The organism is Paenibacillus sabinae T27, assembly GCF_000612505.1.
In the GTDB taxonomy this organism is placed as follows: domain Bacteria; phylum Bacillota; class Bacilli; order Paenibacillales; family Paenibacillaceae; genus Paenibacillus_AQ; species Paenibacillus_AQ sabinae.
The window spans coordinates 4686028-4707109 of record NZ_CP004078.1; the positions used below are offsets into that span (position 1 = coordinate 4686028).

A 21082-nucleotide genomic window follows, 5' to 3' on the forward strand; every position below is an offset into this window, starting at 1 on the left:
CTTACTTCGCGAAAGGCATTCCCAGTTGAGCCAGCAGCTCGCGGGATTCCTCATCCGTCTTTGCAGTTGTTACGATTACGATATCCATACCGCGGACTTTGTCCACCTTGTCGTATTCGATCTCAGGGAAAATCAGTTGTTCTTTCAAACCCAGTGTATAGTTACCGCGGCCGTCGAAGGCTTTAGTCGATACACCATGGAAGTCACGAACGCGCGGAAGCGTTACGTTGAACAATTTGTCCAGGAAGTAGTACATGCGGTCACCGCGAAGAGTTACTTTAACGCCGATCGGCATGTTCTCACGCAGTTTGAAACCAGCGATAGACTTCTTGGCTTTGGTGATAACCGGTTTTTGGCCGGCGATCAGCTGCATATCGTTCACAGCGGAATCAAGCACCTTCGAGTTTTGTACAGCGTCGCCTACGCCCATGTTGATAACAACCTTCTCGATTTTCGGCACTTGCATAACTGTTTGATAGTTAAACTTCTGAATCAGAGCCGGCGTAATCTCGTTCAGAAAACGTTCTTTCATTCTTGCTGCCATGAAGAGTTAACCTCCTTTCTTAAGCACTCTATTAGTCGATGATCTCTCCGGATCTTTTCGCTACACGAACCTTCTTGCCGTTGTCCAGCACTTTGTAACCGATACGGGTTACTTTGCCGCTCTTCGGATCGATGTGCATAACGTTGGAAACATGGATCGCAGCTTCCTGCTCGATGATGCCGCCTTGCGGATTCAACTGGTTAGGCTTCTGGTGCTTCTTCACCATGTTCACGCCTTCTACCAGTACGCGGTTTTTGCGCGGATACGCAGCAATGACGCGGCCTTTCTTGCCTTTGTCTTTTCCGCTGATCACCATAACTACGTCGTCTTTCTTGACATGCAGTTTGTTGTTATGGGATTCCAGAACTTTTTTCACTCTAGGCATTTGTTACACCTCCTATGACTAGCCTTTGCAAGCATGATTATAAACGATCTCTATCGGGGCCCCCGAAAAGTACCGGAATCAGCTTCGGAGCTTCTCGTCACTTTTAGGGGAGTCTATTAGATAACTTCCGGTGCCAAGGAAACGATCTTCATGTAATCCTTGTCGCGAAGTTCGCGCGCTACTGGTCCGAAAATACGTGTTCCGCGCGGGCTTCTGTCGTCTTTTACAACTACTGCTGCGTTTTCGTCAAATGCGATGTAAGATCCGTCCTTACGGCGTACAGAGCGCTTCGTGCGCACAACCACCGCTTTTACTACATCACCTTTTTTGACAACGCCGCCTGGTGTTGCTTGTTTTACCGAGCAAACGATCAGATCGCCGATAGCAGCTGTCCGACGTCCAGTACCACCCAGTACGCGGATACACATCAGTTCCTTCGCACCGGAGTTGTCAGCTACATGCAAGCGTGTAAATGGTTGAATCATTATTATTTCCTCCTTTCGGAAAAATGGTCAGGTAACGCTTTAGATGATAACCGCTTTTTCCACCACTTCAACCAGTCTCCAGCGTTTGTCCTTGGAGAGCGGACGAGTTTCCATGATTTTCACAGTATCGCCGATTTGGGCGGTATTGTTCTCATCATGTGCTTTGAACTTCTTGGTGTACTTGATGCGCTTGTGGTACAGATCATGCTTTTTGTAAGTTTCAACGGCAACCACGATCGTTTTGTCCATTTTGTCGCTGACAACTTTACCGATTTGCACTTTACGCGCGTTGCGTTCTTCGCTCATAATTAGCCTCCTTCCTGATACGGATCATCCTATCCGTTCACTTAGCGATCCCAAGTACTCTTTCATGGATAACGGTTTTAGCACGAGCTATTTCTCTACGCACATCACGAATCCGAGTCGGGTTGTCCAGTTGGCCTGTTGCCAGTTGAAAACGCAGATTAAAGAGCTCTTCTTTGAAGCCAGCAATCTTTTGTTCAATCTCGGCAGTGGTCAAGTTGCGAAGTTCATTAGCTTTCATTTGCTTCACCACCCAATTCTTCACGTTTCACAAACTTAGTCTTGATTGGCAGCTTGTGAGCGGCAAGACGCATCGCTTCACGAGCGATTTCTTCCGACACGCCTCCGAGTTCGAACATAATCTTGCCCGGTTTAACTACGGCTACCCATTTCTCAACGTTACCTTTACCGCTACCCATCCGAACCTCGAGAGGCTTTTGAGTAATCGGCTTGTCAGGGAAAATCTTGATCCAAACTTTACCGCCCCGTTTGATGTAACGAGTCATCGCGATACGAGCCGCTTCGATTTGACGGTTAGTGATCCAGGATGGCTCCAGAGCTTGCAGACCGAATTCTCCGAAGTTCAGCTCGGTGCCGCCTTTAGCCATACCTTTCATGTGACCGCGTTGTTGTTTGCGGTGTTTAACGCGTTTTGGTACCAACATGATTAGTTGCCTCCTTCCTGAGCAGCTTGTTTCTTAGCCGTAGGAAGAACCTCTCCACGATAGATCCATACTTTTACGCCGATGCGGCCATAAGTCGTATGAGCTTCAGCCGTTCCGTAGTCGATATCGGCACGAAGCGTATGAAGTGGAACTGTTCCTTCGCTATAGCCTTCCGTACGAGCGATCTCGGCGCCGCCAAGACGACCGCTGACAGAGGTTTTAATCCCTTTTGCTCCGGAACGCATTGTTCTTTGGATTGCTTGTTTCAGCGCACGGCGGAACGATACGCGACGTTCCAGCTGTTGTGCGATGCTCTCGGCAACGAGAATAGCGTCCAGCTCAGGGTGTTTGATTTCATTGATATTAATGTGTACTTTCTTGCCGCCTGCGATTTGAGTAACCGCGCTGCGAAGTACTTCAACTTCAGCGCCGCCCTTACCAATAACCATACCCGGTTTAGCGGTATGAATCGTAACGTTCACGCGGCTGGCCGCTCTTTCAATCTCAATGCGGGAAACAGCGGATTCTTTCAGTTTGCCTTTGAGGTATTCCCGAATTTTGACGTCTTCCAGAAGAAGAGTTCCGAAATCTTTTCCTGCATACCATTTGGATTCCCAGTCACGAATAATACCGATCCGCAGTCCGACTGGATTTACCTTTTGACCCACACGTTATCCCTCCTTATTTCTCAGATACCACCAAAGTAATGTGGCTGGTGCGTTTGTTGATCCGGCTTGCGCGACCCATCGCGCGCGGACGGAACCGTTTCATCGTTGGACCTTGGTTAACGAAAACCTCGCTAATGAACAGCTTGTTTACGTCCAGCGAATAGTTATGCTCGGCATTGGCGATCGCCGAGTTCAGCAGCTTTTCAACCACCGGGGAAGCGGATTTCGGAGTGTGGCGAAGGATTGCGATTGCTTCTCCCACTTGCTTGCCGCGAATCAAGTCAACAACCAGTTTCGCTTTACGAGCGGAAATCCGTACCGATCTTGCATGCGCTTTTGCTTGCATTATTTTCCCTCCTCTCTAAGCAGAGAATCTGTAATTATCTTCTCGTTTTCTTATCGTCACCCGCGTGGCCTTTGTAAGTACGCGTCGGCGCGAACTCGCCCAACTTGTGACCTACCATATCTTCCGTTACGTATACAGGCACGTGTTTACGGCCGTCATACACGCCAAACGTATGTCCGATAAATTGAGGGAAAATGGTTGAGCGACGGGACCAAGTCTTGATGACTACTTTTTTACCCGAAACGTTCAAGTCTTCAACTTTTTTCAGCAGGTAGCCATCGATAAAAGGCCCCTTCTTCAAACTGCGACTCATGTATGAATCCTCCCTTCATCAAATGTTCAAGCCGCGATTCGACGCTTCGCGGGTTCAAGCTCACCTTGAAGCGTCTTATTTCGTGCGGCGACGAATGATATATTTATCAGAAGCTTTGTTCTTCTTACGCGTTTTGTAGCCAAGGGTCGGTTTGCCCCAAGGAGACAACGGCGATTTACGTCCGATCGGAGCACGTCCTTCACCACCACCGTGAGGGTGATCGTTCGGGTTCATTACAACACCACGAACTTCTGGACGTTGACCCAGCCAGCGGCTGCGTCCGGCTTTACCGATCTTGATCAGTTCGTGGTCTTCGTTACCAACGGAACCGATTGTAGCGCGGCATACGCTCAGAATTCTGCGAACTTCACCGGAAGAGAGACGCACGGAAACGTACTTGTCTTCTTTACCGAGCAACTGCGCTTCCGTACCGGCTGCGCGAACCAATTGGCCGCCCTTGCCAGGCTTCAGCTCGATGTTGTGGATAACTGTACCTACAGGAATGTTGGCCAGCGGAAGAGTGTTACCGATTTTGATGTCTGCTGCAGGACCGGATTCAATCTTATCCCCAACTTTCAGACCTTTAGGAGCGATGATGTAGCGTTTCTCTCCATCAGCGTAGTGAATCAGGGCAATATTGGATGTGCGGTTCGGGTCATACTCGATCGTAGCAACGCTGCCTGGTATGCCGTCTTTCGTCCGCTTGAAGTCGATGATACGGTATTTACGCTTGTGTCCGCCGCCATGGTGACGAACCGTAATTTTACCTTGGTTGTTGCGGCCCGCTTTTTTGCTCAGCGGCGCCAGCAGCGATTTCTCCGGCTGGTTTGTTGTGATTTCTTCAAACGTAGACACGGACATTGCGCGTCTTGCCGGGGAAGTCGGTTTGTACTTTTTGATTGGCACTTTGTTTCCCTCCTTGCTTTACAGGATATTATTCTACCGCTTCAAAGAACTCGAGCGGCTTGCTGTCCGGGCTGAGCTTAACGATAGCTTTCTTCCATTCCGGAGTGTATCCGGAGTAGCGTCCGTACCGTTTCAGCTTTCCAGGCACGCGCAGTGTGTTCACAGCAACGACTTTCACTTTAAAGATGGCCTCTACAGCCTGCTTGATTTCGGTCTTGTTGGCACGAATGTCCACTTCAAAAGCATATTTCAAATCGCTCATGTAGTCGGATGTGCGTTCCGTAATCACCGGACGTTTGATGATATCGCGAGGATCTTTCATTACGCGAACACCTCCTCTACCTTAGAAACTGCATCTTTGGTGATGATCAGTTTGTCGTGCGTCAGCACGTCAAGAACGTTAATGCCATCAGCCGCCAGGAACTTCACTCCAGGGATGTTGCGGGCGGAGAGAGCTACATTGTCGTCATAGCTAGGAGCTACGATCAGGGCTTTTTCAGCTACCTTCAGGTTGTTCAGAATGGCTACGAATTCTTTCGTCTTCGGAGCATTCAGCGTCAGGCTATCCAGCACGATGATGTTGCTCTCGATAACCTTCGAGGACAGTGCGGATTTGATCGCCAGACGACGAACCTTTCTAGGCAGTTTCCAGGAATAGCTGCGAGGAGTCGGTCCGAAGACAACGCCGCCGCCTTTCCATTGAGGAGAACGAATCGAGCCTTGACGAGCGCGACCTGTACCTTTTTGTTTCCAAGGCTTGCGTCCGCCGCCACGAACTTCAGAACGTCCTTTAACTTTGTGAGTACCGCGGCGCAGGGAAGCTCTTTGCAGAAGAACTGCTTCATTCAGCACGTGAGTGTTCGGCTCGATACCGAAAATCGCGTCGCTCAGTTCAACTTCACCAACTTCATTACCGCTGATATTGAAAAGTGTTACTTTTGGCATTTCATGTTCCTCCTTTCTTCAAAAGTTATTTCTTAACGGTTTCTTTAACCTTCACGAAGCTGTTCTTAGGTCCCGGAATGGAGCCTTTAACCAGCAGCACATTACGCTCTGTGTCCACCTTGATGATTTCGAGCTTTTGGATTGTTACCGTGTCATGGCCCATATGTCCTGGCAGGCGCTTGCCTTTAGGAACACGGTTGGCCTGGATGGAACCCATCGAACCCGGTCTTCTGTGGTAGCGGGAACCGTGAGCCATTGGTCCGCGACTTTGTCCCCAGCGTTTGATAACGCCTTGGAAGCCTTTACCTTTGGAAATTCCGGTTACGTCAACAAATTCGCCTTCTGCGAAGACGTCAGCCTTCAGCTCTTGTCCAACCTCGAGTGCCCCGAGGTCAACACCGCGAATTTCGCGAACGTAGCGCTTAGGTGTTGCATTTGCCTTCTGGGCGTGACCTTGTTCAGGCTTGTTGGTGTTTTTCTTATCGGAAAAGCCCAACTGCACTGCTTCATACCCGTCGGTATTGAGGTCTTTCTTTTGCAGTACGACGCAAGGACCCGCTTCGATAACCGTAACCGCGATTACGTTACCTTCAGGAGTAAACACTTGAGTCATACCGAGTTTTTTTCCTAAGATACCTTTCATGTTGACACCTCTTTTCTTTTCCTGTTTCTAATAGAAGAATTACAATTTAATTTCGATATCTACACCGGACGGCAGGTCCAAGCGCATCAAGGCATCCACAGTTTGAGGCGTTGGATTCACAATGTCGATCAGACGCTTGTGAGTACGCATTTCGAACTGCTCACGGGAATCCTTGTACTTGTGCACCGCACGGAGAATAGTAATAACTTGCTTCTCAGTTGGCAGCGGAATCGGCCCGGATACACCTGCACCGGAACGTTTTGCTGTTTCAACAATCTTCTCAGCGGATTGATCAAGAATTCTGTGGTCGTATGCTTTCAAGCGAATACGAATTTTTTGCTTTGCCATTTTAGTCCCTCCTTCTATCGCCCAATTTATTATCGGACATACTCCGTGAAAATTTTCTGACCACAGGCTTCATGGCAAAGGAGCCGGGTGTGTCAGTAACCTCTCACATCATCGCAACGTCGCAGAACAACATTTATTATTATATAGAATCTTTTTGCCCAATGCAAGCATAAAATAAAACAACGCATGATTTTATTCACGCGCTGTTCCGGTGTACTTCTCTATGCTATAAATTTGCGGTTGCTGACTTAAAATATTCCGCCGATGCGGCTGTTTGAGCCGTTGTCGATCCGATTCCTTCTATTGTATGAATCAGCGTCCGGATTTCCTCCTGAGCGGTTACAATCTCTTGGGTGCTGCTATGCATCGTATCCAAAATGTCGGAGAACAGCTGGCTTGTCTCATCCGACTGCAGCTTGCCGCTTTCCGTCAGTTCCTGCACTTTGCGAATTTCATTTACCACTTGGGCAGTTAAACCGCCGGATTGAGCCGTAAGCTCTCCTATGCGCACAACCGTGTTCTTCGTATCCTCCGCCAGCCGATTGACTTCCTGAGCCACCACGCTGAAGCCTCTTCCATGCTCGCCGGCCCTGGCCGCTTCTATCGTTGCGTTGAGAGATAATATTTTTGTTTGATCCGCAATTTCCTGCACCGCGCCGACGATCTTCTGAATTTGTCTGGAGAATTGACTCAGTTCACTAACCGAGCGCTCCATTTCAGTTGTTCTTTCAAAAATATGGGCGATCTGCCCATTCAGCTTGCTTAGCAGCTCACGGCCGCCTTTTGCCATTTCCTGCGAGTCAAGAGCCGAAGAAGCGGTACGCCGGAAGGTATCATTAACTTCATTGCTGCTGGCCACAAGCTGCTCGACAGCCGCGTTGGTATCGATGCTGAGGTCGATAAGCTCACCGCTGAATTCGGCAATCTTCTGCTTCAGTTCGTTCTTCACCATTTCGTACTGCTCTTCTTTTTCCCGAATGTTCTCTTTCTCGTAGGCTTCCAGCACAAGCTGCTGCTCCAGGTTCAAAAGCTTGGTAACCGTTTGCACCATCTTGAGTCGCTCCCTGTCATTTATAACTTCATCATAGATCACACCGATAAACTCGTTTTGCAGATTTTGAAAAGCTGATAAATACCACTTGGGCTCAAGCCCAACCTTTTTATGAATTTTGGCAATGGTCAACCGTTTCGATATGTAGTGACTATCAACACTGCCGTCAAAAATTTCAACGATATGGTCGCGTAAAGTCTGCTTCAACCGCTCTATGCTGCTGTGATCCAGAATGATCTGCTCTAACTTATCCACACCGAGCACCGAATTATAAAAGCCATCGGTAATCTTGTCAATATTGCGCTCGATAGCGGGTTTAAGCTTGAACAGCAGCTCCAGATCAGCCTCTGTCAAATCAATCATTCGCATCTGTTCATTTAATTCTTCTTGGCCTTCTATCTTATGAAAAGAACTTAAGGCCGCTGATTGTCCATTACTGTGGATAAATGAATTATTGTCACGGGAGACTAACTTCTTGTGCTTTGGGGATAAACCATGTAAAAAAGAGAACGGACACTTTCCCATACTTTCACTCCCATTTGACTGTATCTAATAGAATTTTGTTGAATGATATCGGATTCGAGGCATTCTGTAACAGATTTGTGTTGGTTATTGTCGAATTCGAGAAGATTATGTTGAAATTCGTTTATATCCTTATCTTCGGTAATTTGATTTCTTTTGTGAATAGAAGTGACTCTAATATTTAAAATTTTATTTTCTTTGATCTAATGAAAAATCCTTCAGGTGGGAATCTATACAGTGGAGTTCTCAGCTAATATTTCAGACATAAAAAAACAAGGATTCTTCCGCAGAAGAATCCTTGTTCGGCAAGTTCAGATCTTTCTCAAAAGAGAAGAATCGAACTTATTTTTGGATAGAAGCTACAGTACCGGCTCCAACTGTACGGCCGCCTTCACGAATAGAGAACTTAGTTCCTTCTTCGATAGCGATCGGGGAGATCAGTTGAACAGTAACTGTGATGTTGTCGCCAGGCATTACCATTTCAGTACCTTCTGGCAGGTTGATGATACCCGTTACGTCAGTTGTACGGAAGTAGAACTGAGGACGGTATCCAGTGAAGAAAGGCTTATGACGGCCACCTTCTTCTTTGGTCAGGACGTAGATTTGAGCAGTGAACTCAGTGTGCGGCTTAACGGAAGCCGGTTTAGCCAGCACTTGTCCGCGCTCGATTTGGTTACGGTCAACACCACGGAGCAGAGCGCCGATGTTGTCGCCAGCTTGAGCGGAGTCAAGCAGCTTACGGAACATTTCAACGCCGGTAACGACGGATTTCTTCGTTTCTTCTTGGATACCAACGATTTCAACTTCGTCGCCCACTTTAACTGTTCCGCGTTCTACACGGCCAGTTGCCACGGTACCGCGGCCAGTGATGGAGAATACGTCCTCGACAGGCATAAGGAAAGGCTTGTCAGTGTCGCGTTCTGGCAGCGGAATGTAAGTGTCGATCGTTTCGAACATTTCAACGATCTTGGCAGCCCATTCGCCGTCAGGGTTTTGCAGAGCTTCACGAGCGGAACCGCGAGTGATCGGAGTGTCATCGCCCGGGAATTCGTATTCGTTCAGCAGGTCGCGAACTTCCATTTCAACCAGTTCCAGAAGCTCTTCGTCTTCAACCATGTCACATTTGTTCAGGAATACGACGATGTAAGGAACGCCTACTTGGCGGGACAGCAGGATGTGTTCGCGAGTTTGCGGCATTGGGCCGTCAGCTGCGGATACAACCAGGATAGCGCCGTCCATTTGCGCTGCGCCGGTGATCATGTTTTTAACATAGTCGGCGTGTCCAGGGCAGTCTACGTGTGCGTAGTGACGGTTAGGAGTTTCATATTCAACGTGAGCTGTGGAGATCGTGATACCACGTTCGCGCTCTTCCGGAGCTTTATCGATTTGGTCGAATGCTACAGCGGCACCGCCGTATTTTTTGGACAATACAGTTGTGATTGCAGCAGTCAGAGTCGTTTTACCATGGTCGACGTGACCGATAGTACCGATGTTAACGTGCGGTTTAGTACGTTCAAACTTAGCCTTTGCCATTTGAACAAATCCTCCTTAATATGGGTTCTTATTATTGGAGCCGCCCGATCTTAAGCTACTTCTGGGATGACTGACGGGAAACAACCGGACGGCAAGTTAAACTCAAGATTACTCTGCGCCTTTGTTCTTGGACACGATCTCGTCCGCAATGGATTTAGGAACTTCTTCGTAGTGGGAGAGTTCCATCGAGAATACGCCGCGGCCTTGTGTACCGGAACGCAGGGTAGTGGAATAACCGAACATTTCGGAAAGAGGCACTTTCGCACGGATAATTTGAGCACCAGCGCGGGAATCCATACCTTCGATCCGTCCGCGGCGGGAGTTCAGCATACCCATAACATCGCCCATGTATTCCTCAGGCACTGTAACTTCCACTTTCATGATTGGCTCAAGCAGGACAGGCTTACACTTGTCTTTAGCTGCTTTAAGCGCCATCGAGCCAGCGATCTTAAACGCCATTTCGTTGGAGTCGACATCATGGTAAGAACCGTCAACGATGGTTGCTTTAACATCAACGAGCGGGAAGCCAGCGATAACGCCGTTCTTCATTTGCTCTTCAATACCTGCAAGCGCAGGAGCGATGTATTCTCTCGGTACGGAACCGCCGACAACCTTACTTTCGAACTGGCTGCCAGTACCTGCCTCGAGAGGCTCAAATTCAACCCATACGTGACCGTATTGACCACGACCGCCGGACTGACGAACGAATTTACCTTCGACGCGAGCAGGAGCTCTGAACGTTTCGCGGTAAGCAACCTGTGGTTTACCAACATTGGTCTCCACTTTGAATTCACGACGCATACGGTCGATAATGATATCCAAGTGAAGCTCGCCCATACCGGCCAGAATCGTTTGTCCCGTTTCTTCGTCGGTGTGCGCGCGCAGCGTCGGGTCTTCTTCGGTCAGCTTGCCGAGGGCAACGCCCATTTTGTCTTGGTCGGCCTTCGTTTTTGGTTCAACTGCGATTTCGATAACCGGATCCGGGAAGTTCATCGATTCGAGAATAACCGGATTCTTCTCATCACACAGTGTATCACCTGTACCTGTGTCTTTCAAACCTACCGCAGCTGCGATGTCGCCGGAATACACGATGGAAATTTCCTGACGGCTGTTCGCGTGCATTTGCAGGATACGGCCGATACGCTCACGTTTGCCTTTAGTGGCATTCAGAACGTAAGAACCGGACTCCAGAATACCGGAGTATACGCGGAAGAACGTCAGCTTACCAACATAAGGGTCGGTCATGATTTTAAATGCCAGCGCGGAGAACGGCTCTTCGTCCGAAGAGTGACGCTCTGCTTCCGTGCCATCTTCAAGATGACCTTTGATCGATGGAACATCGATCGGAGCCGGCAGGAAATCGATAACAGCGTCCAGCATCAGCTGAACCCCTTTGTTACGGTAAGAAGAGCCGCAGATTACCGGGAAGATCTTAACGTCCACTACGCCTTTGCGGAGTGCAGCCTTGATCTCGTCAATGGTAATCTCTTCGCCTTCCAGGTATTTCATGGTCAGATCTTCGTCGAGTTCGGCAACTTTCTCAATGAGCTCGTTGCGCAGCTCTTCGACTTGATCCAGGAATTCGGACGGGATATCCGTCACTTCAATATCACGGCCAAGATCGTCTTTGTACATATGGGCTTTTTGTTCAATCAGGTCGATGATGCCGATAAAGTCGTTCTCGGCACCGATCGGCAGCTGAATGGCAACCGCATTTGCTTGCAGACGCTCGCGCATATCCTTAACTACGTTAAGGTAATCCGCTCCGATGATATCCATTTTGTTAACATAAGCGATCCGTGGAACGCCATAACGGTCAGCCTGTCTCCAAACGGTTTCAGACTGAGGCTCAACGCCCTCTTTTGCACTGAAAACGCCTACTGCCCCGTCCAATACACGAAGGGAACGTTCAACTTCAACGGTGAAGTCAACGTGTCCCGGGGTATCGATGATGTTGACGCGGTGACCTTTCCACGCAGCCGTGGTAGCAGCGGAAGTAATCGTAATCCCGCGCTCCTGCTCTTGCTCCATCCAGTCCATCGTTGCCGCACCTTCGTGAACCTCACCGATTTTGTGCGTACGGCCTGTATAGAAAAGAATCCGTTCCGTGGTGGTTGTCTTACCGGCGTCAATATGAGCCATGATCCCGATATTACGTGTATTTTTCAAGGAGAACTCTCTTGCCATGAATGGGGTCTCCCTTCAAAAATGAAGTTATTTGATTGACCTTGATCCTACCAGCGGTAGTGAGCAAACGCTTTGTTCGCTTCAGCCATCTTGTGCGTGTCTTCGCGTTTCTTAACGGAAGCGCCTGTGTTGTTGGAAGCGTCGATGATCTCGGCCGCCAAACGCTCTTCCATCGTCTTCTCGCCGCGGTTGCGGGAGTAGTTAACGAGCCAACGTAATCCCAGGGAAGTACGTCTCTCCGGTTTTACTTCGATCGGCACTTGGTAGTTGGCACCGCCGACACGGCGTGCTTTAACTTCCAGAACCGGCATGATGTTCTTGATTGCCGCTTCGAAAACTTCCATTGGGTCTTTGCCCGTACGTTCTTCAATCAACTTGAACGCATTGTACAGAATGCTTTGAGCGACACCTCTTTTACCATCCAGCATTACACGGTTAATCAGACGAGTAACCAGTTTGCTGTTATACACCGGATCCGGCAGTACGTCTCTTTTGGAAACTGGACCTTTGCGTGGCATGGATATCCCCCTTTCGTTAGATTGTTCTTATTTGTTCATTCATTATTTCTTAACTTTCGGACGTTTCGCGCCGTATTTGGAGCGAGCTTGCATCCGGTTGTTCACGCCTGCTGTATCCAGCGCGCCGCGAACGATGTGGTAACGAACACCCGGAAGGTCCTTAACCCGGCCTCCGCGGATCAGCACCACGCTGTGCTCTTGCAGGTTGTGTCCGATACCCGGAATGTAAGCCGTCACCTCTACGCGGTTCGTCAAGCGAACACGGGCATATTTACGAAGTGCGGAGTTCGGTTTCTTCGGAGTCATTGTACCTACACGAGTGCACACACCGCGTTTTTGCGGAGCGCTCAAATCTGTAGCCTCACGCTTCAGGGCGTTGAATCCTTTTTGCAGTGCAGGCGATTTCGATTTCTCGATCTTGGCTTGACGGCCTTTACGAACCAATTGATTGATAGTTGGCATTGTTGTGCCACCCCCTTCCTCTAATAATGATCTCTTAGAAACCACTTTGTTAAGCCCACAGACCCAGGCGGTTCATAAAAGAACAAATGAAAAGTTTTTGCCGCCGAGGCTTTCCCCGACACAAAAACAGTTCCTTACGCTATTATTTTAAGACGGCTGCCATTGCTGCGCCTACTTCAATCCCGCACGCCTTGCCCAACTGCTGCATCGTATCGACATAAGTCAACTTGACGCCGTGCTTATTGCAAAGACTCACGATTCTGGAAGTAAGCTTGGGATCTCCGTCTTCCGCCACATAGACTTCTGCGGCTTGGCCCATCTCAACCGCTTTGACGGTTTGCTTGGTGCCGATCTTGATCTGAGCGTCCCGTAATCCTCTATCATCAGTCATTATAAACCCTCCAATGAACAAAGATAACAAGGATACTCACGCACCTTTAACATATTAGCACCAACAATATGCATTGTCAAGAACTAATCCAAAAATCTCACTGCAGACAACCGCGCCGGACTCATGAGAAGTCTCGGCGCGATTAGCCAGGCAGTATGACCCTGCTTATTCGGCAGGAACCGTTTCTAAAGCTTCCACTTCATCCTGCTCTTCTTCCGGGTTGATCAGTTTTACATTACGGTAGCGGTTCATGCCCGTTCCGGCAGGAATCAGCTTACCGATAATAACATTCTCTTTGAGACCAAGCAGTTGGTCGACTTTGCCCTTGATGGCGGCGTCGGTCAACACGCGCGTTGTCTCCTGGAACGATGCCGCGGAGAGGAAGGAGTCCGTTTCAAGCGATGCTTTGGTAATACCCAGCAGCACAGGCTTCGCCACGGCCGGCTCTTTGCCGGACAGGATCGCTTCCTTGTTGGCCGCTTCGTATTCATGGATATCCGCGAACGATCCGGGCAGCAGATTCGTGTCGCCGGCGTCGATGATGCGGATTTTGCGAAGCATCTGCTTGATCATGACTTCAACGTGCTTGTCGTTGATTTCTACGCCCTGGTTCCGGTATACACGCTGTACTTCCTGCAGAATGTAGTTCTGCACCCCGCGGATACCCTTGATGCGCAGCATCTCTTTCGGGTCGATGGAGCCGTCGGTCAACTCGTCTCCGGCTTCGATCTCCTGGCCTTCGCTTACGCGCAGGCGGGAACCGTAAGTGATGGAGTACACCTTGGATTCCGCTTCGCCTTGAACCTCGATTTCGCGGCGGTCCTTCGCTTCGCGGATTTCCTTGATCACGCCGTCGATTTCACTGATTGTCGCCTGGCCTTTCGGATTACGGGCCTCGAACAACTCCTGAATACGCGGAAGACCTTGCGTGATATCGTCGCCCGCAACGCCCCCGGTATGGAACGTACGCATGGTAAGCTGCGTTCCGGGTTCACCGATGGACTGCGCGGCGATAATGCCGACGGCTTCGCCGATCTCAACGTGCTTGCCGGTCGCCAGGTTGCGTCCGTAGCATTTCTTGCAGACGCCGTGACGGGCGCGGCAGCTCAGCACAGAACGGATTTGCAGCTTGCTTACTCCGGCATTAACGATCTCTTCCGCTTTGTCAGAATCGATCAGATCGTTGCGGTGCACGATGATTTCACCAGTCTCCGGATGGCGGACGGTCTCAAAGCAATACCGCCCTTCAATACGGTCGTACAGATCCTCGATAACCTCTTTGCCGTCCTGAATACGGCTTACGGTAAAGCCTTTGTCCGTGCCGCAATCTTCTTCGCGGACGATTACGTCTTGGGCCACGTCGACGAGACGACGGGTCAAGTAACCGGAGTCGGCGGTACGAAGCGCCGTATCGGCCAGACCTTTCCGCGCGCCGTGAGTGGAGATAAAGTACTCCAAGACGGTCAGACCTTCGCGGAAGTTCGCTTTGATCGGAAGTTCGAAGATACGGCCCGACGGCGTCGCCATCAGTCCGCGCATGCCGCCCAGCTGGGTGATCTGCGACTTGTTACCCCGGGCTTTAGAGTCAACCATGAGCATGATGGAGTTGAAACGGTCCATCGACTTCATGAGGACGTTCGTCAGATCGTCTTTGGTCTTGGACCAGATTTCAATTACACGGTCATACCGTTCTTCATTGGTAATCAGACCGCGGCGGTACTGCTTGGCAACAATGTCGACCTTCTCTTCGGATTCTTTCAGAATGGCTTTCTTCTCTTCTGGCACGATTACGTCCGATACGGCGATCGTTACACCTGCACGGGTAGAGTAAGTGAAGCCAAGCTGCTTGATTTTATCAAGAATGACCGATGTTTTGGTCGTATGGTAAATTTCGAAACAACGGGCGATGATAGAGCCCAGATATTCTTTGCCGACAGCGCCCGCAATCGGAACCGCATCGAGCAGTTCAGGGATATTGGCGCCTTTTTCGTAGATGAAATATCTCTCAGGCGTTCCCTGCAGCAGATTGTCACGGGTCGCTTCGTTGATATACGGGAAGCTTTCCGGGAAAATCTCGTTGAAAATGATCTTGCCGACCGTTGTGATCAGCATGGCATTCTGCTGCTTCTCGGTGAAGCTGGTCTTGTTAAGCGCCTTGACCGGGATGGCTACACGCGCATGAAGACCTGCAGTGCCGCGCTGGTAAGCGGAGACCGCTTCGTTCACGGTACGGAGAATCATGCCGCTGCCCTTTTCTTCCTTGTTGTCCATGGTCAGATAGAAGGAACCGAGAACCATATCCTGGGAAGGGGTAACAACCGGCTTACCGTCTTTCGGGTTCAGAATGTTGCCCGACGCCAGCATCAGGATGCGGGCTTCCGCCTGTGCTTCTGCGGACAGCGGAACGTGAACGGCCATCTGGTCACCGTCAAAGTCGGCGTTGTAAGCCGTACATACGAGCGGGTGAAGACGAATGGCATGGCCTTCCACCAGAATCGGTTCAAACGCCTGGATACCGAGACGGTGAAGCGTGGGGGCACGGTTCAGGAGAACCGGATGCTCTTTGATTACCTCTTCAAGAACGTCCCAAACTTCTGGGCTGACGCGCTCGACTTTGCGTTTCGCGCTCTTGATGTTGTGGGCAAGCCCCTTGTTGACCAGCTCTTTCATGACGAACGGCTTGAACAGCTCCAGCGCCATTTTCTTAGGCAGACCACATTGGTACATTTTCAGGTAAGGACCTACGACGATAACGGAACGGCCGGAATAGTCGACCCGTTTACCGAGCAGGTTCTGCCGGAAACGGCCCTGCTTACCTTTCAGCATATGGCTGAGCGATTTCAGCGGACGGTTGCCTGGACCCGTTACCGGGCGGCCGCGGCGGCCGTTGTCGATCAAAGCGTCGACAGCTTCCTGAAGCATCCGTTTCTCGTTCTGCACGATGATATCCGGAGCGCCAAGGTCCAGCAGTCTTTTCAGACGGTTGTTGCGGTTGATTACGCGGCGGTACAGGTCGTTCAGGTCAGACGTAGCAAAACGTCCACCGTCCAGCTGTACCATCGGACGCAGTTCCGGCGGAATAACCGGGAGAACGTCCATGATCATCCAGTCGGGCTTGTTGCCGGAGTTGCGGAAAGCTTCGATGACTTCAAGGCGCTTGATCGCACGGTTGCGGCGTTGGCCTTGGGCGGTGCGCAGCTCTTCCTTAAGGAACTCCAGCTCTTTTTCGATATCCAGATCCTGAAGCAGCTTCTTGACCGCTTCTGCGCCCATGCTCGCCTGGAAGCCGTAACCGTACTTCTCGCGGTAGCTGCGGTATTCCTTCTCGGACAGCAGCTGTTTCTTCTCCAGAGGCGTATCGCCAGGGTCGGTTACAACATAGGATGCGAAATAAATAATCTCTTCCAGCGATCTCGGGGACATATCAAGAGCCAGACCCATGCGGCTCGGAATGCCTTTGAAATACCAGATATGGGATACCGGAGCGGCGAGCTCAATATGGCCCATACGCTCGCGGCGCACTTTGGCGCGTGTAACTTCAACGCCGCAGCGGTCACAGACTACGCCTTTATAACGGACGCGTTTGTATTTGCCGCAGTGACACTCCCAGTCCTTTTGCGGTCCGAAGATCCGTTCGCAGAAAAGACCCTCTTTCTCCGGCTTGAGTGTGCGATAGTTGATGGTTTCCGGTTTCTTAACTTCTCCGCGGGACCAAGAACGAATCTTCTCCGGGGAAGCCAGCCCGATTTTCATAAATTCAAAATTGTTAACGTCCAACAAGGAGCAACCCTCCTTAACCTGATCCTGATTTGGTGTCGCCGTTCCTCTCCCGACTCCTTGCAGCGGGAGAAGCTGCGGTCATACAGCGGAAGGCCATCCTACTCACAGGATGGCGCCGCCGATTATTGTCATCCTCAACCGTTCGCGGGCTTCGCAGGGGAATTGACACCACCTTTGAAGGACCCATTCACTTTGTGAGGATTATTTATTCCACTCCGACTTCCGCACCTTCCAGATTGAGGCTCAGCTTGTCGCTTGAAGTCTCATCCTCGTCGTCCAGTTCCTTCATTTCGATCTCTTGCTCGTCGCCGCTCAGGATTTTGACATCCATACCGAGAGACTGAAGCTCTTTGATCAATACTTTGAAGGACTCAGGAACGCCCGGCTCCGGCACATTCTCGCCTTTGACAATGGATTCGTAGGTCTTCACACGGCCAACCACGTCATCGGATTTAACCGTAAGAATCTCTTGCAGCGTATAGGCTGCGCCGTAGGCTTCAAGCGCCCATACTTCCATCTCCCCGAAACGCTGTCCGCCGAACTGGGCTTTACCGCCGAGTGGCTGCTGCGTAACGAGCGAGTATGGTCCCGTGGAACGGGCATGGATTTTATCGTCAACCATGTGCGCCAGCTTGATCATGTGCATGACGCCGACGGTAACTTCGCGTTCGAAACGCTCACCTGTCCGTCCGTCATACAGGATGGTCTTACCGTTGCGCTGCATTCCGGCTTCTTCCATCGTGTCGAAGACGTCGTACTCACGAGCTCCGTCGAATACCGGCGTTGCGACGTGGATACCCAGGCGCATGGCCGCGAAGCCAAGGTGAACTTCCAGCACCTGACCAATGTTCATCCGCGAAGGAACGCCCAGCGGGTTGAGCACAACCTGCACCGGTGTTCCGTCCGGCAGGAACGGCATATCTTCTTCAGGCAGAATACGGGCTACGACACCCTTGTTGCCGTGACGTCCGGCCATTTTGTCGCCTTCGGAAATTTTACGCTTCTGGGCGATATAGACACGAACCAGCTGGTTTACGCCAGGAGGCAGCTCGTCGCCGTTCTCGCGAGTAAACACTTTGACATCGACGATGATACCATCACTACCGTGAGGAACACGGAGAGAGGTATCGCGCACTTCACGTGCCTTCTCGCCGAAGATAGCATGCAGGAGACGTTCTTCCGCCGTCAGCTCCGTTACGCCTTTTGGCGTAACCTTGCCGACGAGAATGTCGCCAGCGCTAATTTCGGCACCGATCCGGATAATACCGCGCTCATCCAGATTGCGAAGAGCTTCCTCGCCCACGTTCGGAATGTCACGCGTAATTTCTTCCGGTCCGAGCTTTGTATCCCGCGCTTCGGATTCGTATTCCTCGATATGGATCGAAGTGTATACATCCTCTTTAACCAGCTTCTCGCTAAGTAGGATGGCATCCTCGTAGTTGTAGCCTTCCCACGTCATGAACGCAACGACAACGTTGCGACCCAGAGCCAATTCGCCCATTTCCGTGGAAGGACCGTCTGCCAGGATGTCGCCTTTCTTGACGATATCGCCTCTCTTGGCCAGAGGACGCTGGTTAATGCAGGTTCCTTGGTTCGAACGCATAAATTTGTGTAATTTATATTTAACAATGTCGCCTTTAACTTCTTTGCCGTCGACGGTCTCAACGCGCCGCAGCCAGATTTCGTTGGCCGACGAGCGCTCGATGATGCCGTCGTATTTGGAAACGATACATACGCCCGAATCTTTAGCGGATTTATGCTCCATTCCCGTGCCGACGAGCGGCGCTTTCGGAATGAGCAGCGGAACGGCCTGCCGCTGCATGTTGGAACCCATCAGCGCACGGTTGGAGTCATCGTTCTCAAGGAACGGAATGAGCGCCGTCGCGACGGATACAACCTGTTTTGGCGAAACGTCCATGTAATCTACTCGGCTGCTCGGCATTGTCGTGATGTTGTCGGACAGCTTGTTGTAACGGACGATAACCATCTCATCCGCAAACGCGCCTTCCTCCGTCAACTCGGCATTCGCCTGAGCGACTACGTAATTATCTTCCTCGTCTGCCGTGAGGTAATCGATTTGTTCAGTGACCTGTCCCGTCTTCGGATCGACCCAACGGTACGGCGCTTCGATGAAGCCATACTCGTTAATGCGGGCGAAAGTCGACAGGGAGTTGATCAGACCGATGTTCGGACCTTCCGGGGTCTCGATCGGACACATCCGGCCGTAGTGACTGTGATGGACGTCGCGAACCTCAAAGCCCGCGCGCTCACGTGTCAGACCGCCCGGACCGAGCGCGGACAAACGGCGTTTATGCGTCAGCTCCGCAAGCGGATTCGTCTGGTCCATAAACTGCGACAGCTGGGAGCTTCCGAAGAACTCCTTAATCGACGCGATAACCGGACGGATATTAATCAGCGCCTGCGGCGTGATCGCGTTCGCGTCCTGAATCGACATTCTCTCCCGCACTACGCGTTCCATCCGTGAAAGACCGATACGGAACTGGTTCTGCAGAAGCTCGCCCACGGAACGCAGACGACGGTTGCCCAAATGGTCGATATCATCGGTATTGCCGATGCCGTGAAGCAGATTAATAAAGTAGCTGATTGAGGAGATAATATCAGCCTGGGTGATATGCTTGACCGATTTATCGATATTGCCGTTAGCGATCAGCTTGATCACACGACCTTCTTCAATCGGCGAGAACACCTCGACCGTCTGAAGAGGAATATCCTCATTATCGAGCACACCTCCGCTTACGCGGTAAGTCTTCGCAGCCATATCCTGCTGCTCGAAGTACGGCAGCAGTTTATCAAGGAGACGGCGGTCGACCATTTGACCGGTTTCGCCCAGAATCTCCCCGGTCGACTCATCCACCAAAGGCTGAGCCAGACGCTGGTTGAAAAGACGGTTCTTGATGTGGAGCTTCTTGTTGATTTTGTAGCGGCCCACGTTCGCCAGATCGTAACGCTTCGGATCGAAGAAACGCGCGACGAGCAAGCTCTTGGCGTTATCGAGTGTCGGCGGTTCACCCGGACGAAGACGCTCGTAAATTTCGATGAGCGCTTTTTCCGTGGAGTCCGTGTTGTCCTTATCCAGGGTATTGCGAATATATTCATCATTGCCAAGCAGATCCAGAATTTCGGCGTCGCTGCCGAATCCGAGAGCACGCAGCAGCACGGTAACCGGAATTTTCCGGGTACGGTCGATCCGGACATACATGATGTCCTTCGCGTCGGTCTCCAGCTCCAGCCAGGCTCCGCGGTTCGGGATGACTGTGGCGGTATAGGTTTTTTTGCCGTTCTTATCCACTTTAGTGCTAAAGTAGACGCTAGGAGAGCGAACCAACTGGCTGACAATTACCCGTTCCGCACCGTTAATAATAAACGTACCGGTCTCCGTCATCAGCGGGAAATCTCCCATGAACACTTCCTGTTCCTTGACCTCTCCGGTCTCCTTGTTGATGAGTCGCACCTTCACCCGAAGCGGCGCCGCATACGTCACGTCACGCTCTTTGGCGTCATCCACCGTATACTTCGGTTCGCCCAAGCTGTAATCAATGAACTCCAGCACCAGGTTGCCCGTGAAATCCTGAATCGGCGAGATGTCCTGGAACATTTCACGCAGCCCTTCCTCCAAAAACCAATCGTATGATTTTTGTTGGATTTCAATCAGGTTCGGGACCTCGAGTACCTCGTTAATTCTTGCATAGCTTCGCCGAGTGCGTCGACCATACTGAACAAGATGTCCTGCCAACTTTACTCACCCCTCATGTCTACTTACTTAAAAATTGATTGCGAACCCCTGTTTGTAACCGTATAATGGAACCATACAGCAGGGATTCATCCCCCAAATAAAGAAAAGCCCTTATCGAAATCTTCGAAAAAAGAGCGCATTTCTTCATGGGTAGTAGTACTCCATCTTCAGTAGATTTGCCCAAAACGTACATAATATACGTCAACAAGCGTGTGTTTATGCGTCTTTCGCCCCACCACCTCACCTTCTTAAGGAATACGGCTTTTCAAGGCGTTTTACGCGCAAACTTGCCACTCGGCATGCGCCTGCCGTCGACAATAATGACGCTTGACA

General features: G+C 50.8%; 22 protein-coding genes. All 22 read right to left on the minus strand.

The window, feature by feature from the left end:
- Window position 1 precedes the first annotated feature (1 nt).
- On the minus strand, window positions 2-544 hold the full coding sequence (gene rplE / locus PSAB_RS21715) for a 50S ribosomal protein L5 (protein WP_025336664.1): 543 nt from the start codon (window positions 542-544) through the stop codon (window positions 2-4).
- 31 nt (window positions 545-575) lie between these two features.
- Window positions 576-929 (minus strand): 50S ribosomal protein L24, encoded by a 354-nt coding sequence (gene rplX / locus PSAB_RS21720; protein ID WP_081754722.1) that lies wholly within the window; start codon window positions 927-929, stop codon window positions 576-578.
- Window positions 930-1045: 116 nt separating this feature from the next.
- Window positions 1046-1414, minus strand: a complete 369-nt coding sequence (gene rplN, locus PSAB_RS21725) for a 50S ribosomal protein L14 (protein WP_019908234.1) — start codon at window positions 1412-1414, stop codon at window positions 1046-1048.
- A 39-nt stretch (window positions 1415-1453) separates the two neighbouring features.
- Complete coding sequence (rpsQ, locus tag PSAB_RS21730) at window positions 1454-1720, minus strand: 30S ribosomal protein S17 (RefSeq protein ID WP_025336666.1); 267 nt, start codon at window positions 1718-1720, stop codon at window positions 1454-1456.
- Between the two features lie 37 nt (window positions 1721-1757).
- The gene (rpmC, locus tag PSAB_RS21735; protein WP_025336667.1) at window positions 1758-1958 is read right to left on the minus strand and encodes a 50S ribosomal protein L29; all 201 of its coding nucleotides are present in this window, start codon (window positions 1956-1958) and stop codon (window positions 1758-1760) included.
- A complete protein-coding gene (gene rplP, locus PSAB_RS21740; protein WP_025336668.1) occupies window positions 1948-2382 on the minus strand; it encodes a 50S ribosomal protein L16 in 435 nt (144 codons plus the stop codon). Before rplP ends, rpmC begins: the two co-directional genes overlap by 11 nt.
- Before the next feature lie 2 nt (window positions 2383-2384).
- A complete protein-coding gene (rpsC, locus tag PSAB_RS21745) occupies window positions 2385-3050 on the minus strand; it encodes a 30S ribosomal protein S3 (protein ID WP_025336669.1) in 666 nt (221 codons plus the stop codon).
- Window positions 3051-3063: 13 nt separating this feature from the next.
- On the minus strand, window positions 3064-3396 hold the full coding sequence (rplV, locus tag PSAB_RS21750) for a 50S ribosomal protein L22 (protein WP_025336670.1): 333 nt from the start codon (window positions 3394-3396) through the stop codon (window positions 3064-3066).
- Window positions 3397-3430: 34 nt separating this feature from the next.
- A complete protein-coding gene (gene rpsS, locus PSAB_RS21755; protein WP_025336671.1) occupies window positions 3431-3709 on the minus strand; it encodes a 30S ribosomal protein S19 in 279 nt (92 codons plus the stop codon).
- Window positions 3710-3784: 75 nt separating this feature from the next.
- On the minus strand, window positions 3785-4615 hold the full coding sequence (gene rplB / locus PSAB_RS21760) for a 50S ribosomal protein L2 (RefSeq protein ID WP_025336672.1): 831 nt from the start codon (window positions 4613-4615) through the stop codon (window positions 3785-3787).
- A 28-nt stretch (window positions 4616-4643) separates the two neighbouring features.
- Window positions 4644-4937, minus strand: coding sequence for a 50S ribosomal protein L23 (gene rplW / locus PSAB_RS21765; RefSeq protein ID WP_025336673.1), 294 nt, complete (start codon window positions 4935-4937; stop codon window positions 4644-4646).
- On the minus strand, window positions 4937-5560 hold the full coding sequence (rplD, locus tag PSAB_RS21770) for a 50S ribosomal protein L4 (protein ID WP_025336674.1): 624 nt from the start codon (window positions 5558-5560) through the stop codon (window positions 4937-4939). The genes rplW and rplD overlap by 1 nt, the downstream gene beginning before the upstream one ends.
- Before the next feature lie 25 nt (window positions 5561-5585).
- Window positions 5586-6203 (minus strand): 50S ribosomal protein L3, encoded by a 618-nt coding sequence (rplC, locus tag PSAB_RS21775; protein WP_025336675.1) that lies wholly within the window; start codon window positions 6201-6203, stop codon window positions 5586-5588.
- Window positions 6204-6242: 39 nt separating this feature from the next.
- On the minus strand, window positions 6243-6551 hold the full coding sequence (gene rpsJ / locus PSAB_RS21780; RefSeq protein WP_006676490.1) for a 30S ribosomal protein S10: 309 nt from the start codon (window positions 6549-6551) through the stop codon (window positions 6243-6245).
- 226 nt (window positions 6552-6777) lie between these two features.
- Window positions 6778-8127 carry a globin-coupled sensor protein gene (locus PSAB_RS21785; RefSeq protein ID WP_025336676.1) on the minus strand — a complete coding sequence of 450 codons (1350 nt, stop codon included), beginning with the start codon at window positions 8125-8127 and terminating at the stop codon, window positions 6778-6780.
- Between the two features lie 339 nt (window positions 8128-8466).
- Window positions 8467-9657 carry an elongation factor Tu gene (gene tuf, locus PSAB_RS21790; protein ID WP_025336677.1) on the minus strand — a complete coding sequence of 397 codons (1191 nt, stop codon included), beginning with the start codon at window positions 9655-9657 and terminating at the stop codon, window positions 8467-8469.
- A gap of 108 nt (window positions 9658-9765) precedes the next feature.
- Entirely contained in the window at window positions 9766-11844 is a 2079-nt protein-coding gene (gene fusA / locus PSAB_RS21795; protein WP_025336678.1) for an elongation factor G, read from the minus strand.
- A 47-nt stretch (window positions 11845-11891) separates the two neighbouring features.
- A complete protein-coding gene (gene rpsG / locus PSAB_RS21800) occupies window positions 11892-12362 on the minus strand; it encodes a 30S ribosomal protein S7 (RefSeq protein ID WP_025336679.1) in 471 nt (156 codons plus the stop codon).
- A gap of 42 nt (window positions 12363-12404) precedes the next feature.
- Window positions 12405-12824, minus strand: a complete 420-nt coding sequence (gene rpsL, locus PSAB_RS21805) for a 30S ribosomal protein S12 (RefSeq protein WP_025336680.1) — start codon at window positions 12822-12824, stop codon at window positions 12405-12407.
- Window positions 12825-12966: 142 nt separating this feature from the next.
- Window positions 12967-13215, minus strand: coding sequence for a ribosomal L7Ae/L30e/S12e/Gadd45 family protein (locus tag PSAB_RS21810; protein ID WP_025336681.1), 249 nt, complete (start codon window positions 13213-13215; stop codon window positions 12967-12969).
- A 165-nt stretch (window positions 13216-13380) separates the two neighbouring features.
- The gene (gene rpoC, locus PSAB_RS21815; protein ID WP_025336682.1) at window positions 13381-16995 is read right to left on the minus strand and encodes a DNA-directed RNA polymerase subunit beta'; all 3615 of its coding nucleotides are present in this window, start codon (window positions 16993-16995) and stop codon (window positions 13381-13383) included.
- Between the two features lie 205 nt (window positions 16996-17200).
- On the minus strand, window positions 17201-20749 hold the full coding sequence (gene rpoB, locus PSAB_RS21820) for a DNA-directed RNA polymerase subunit beta (RefSeq protein WP_025336683.1): 3549 nt from the start codon (window positions 20747-20749) through the stop codon (window positions 17201-17203).
- Window positions 20750-21082 lie beyond the last annotated feature (333 nt).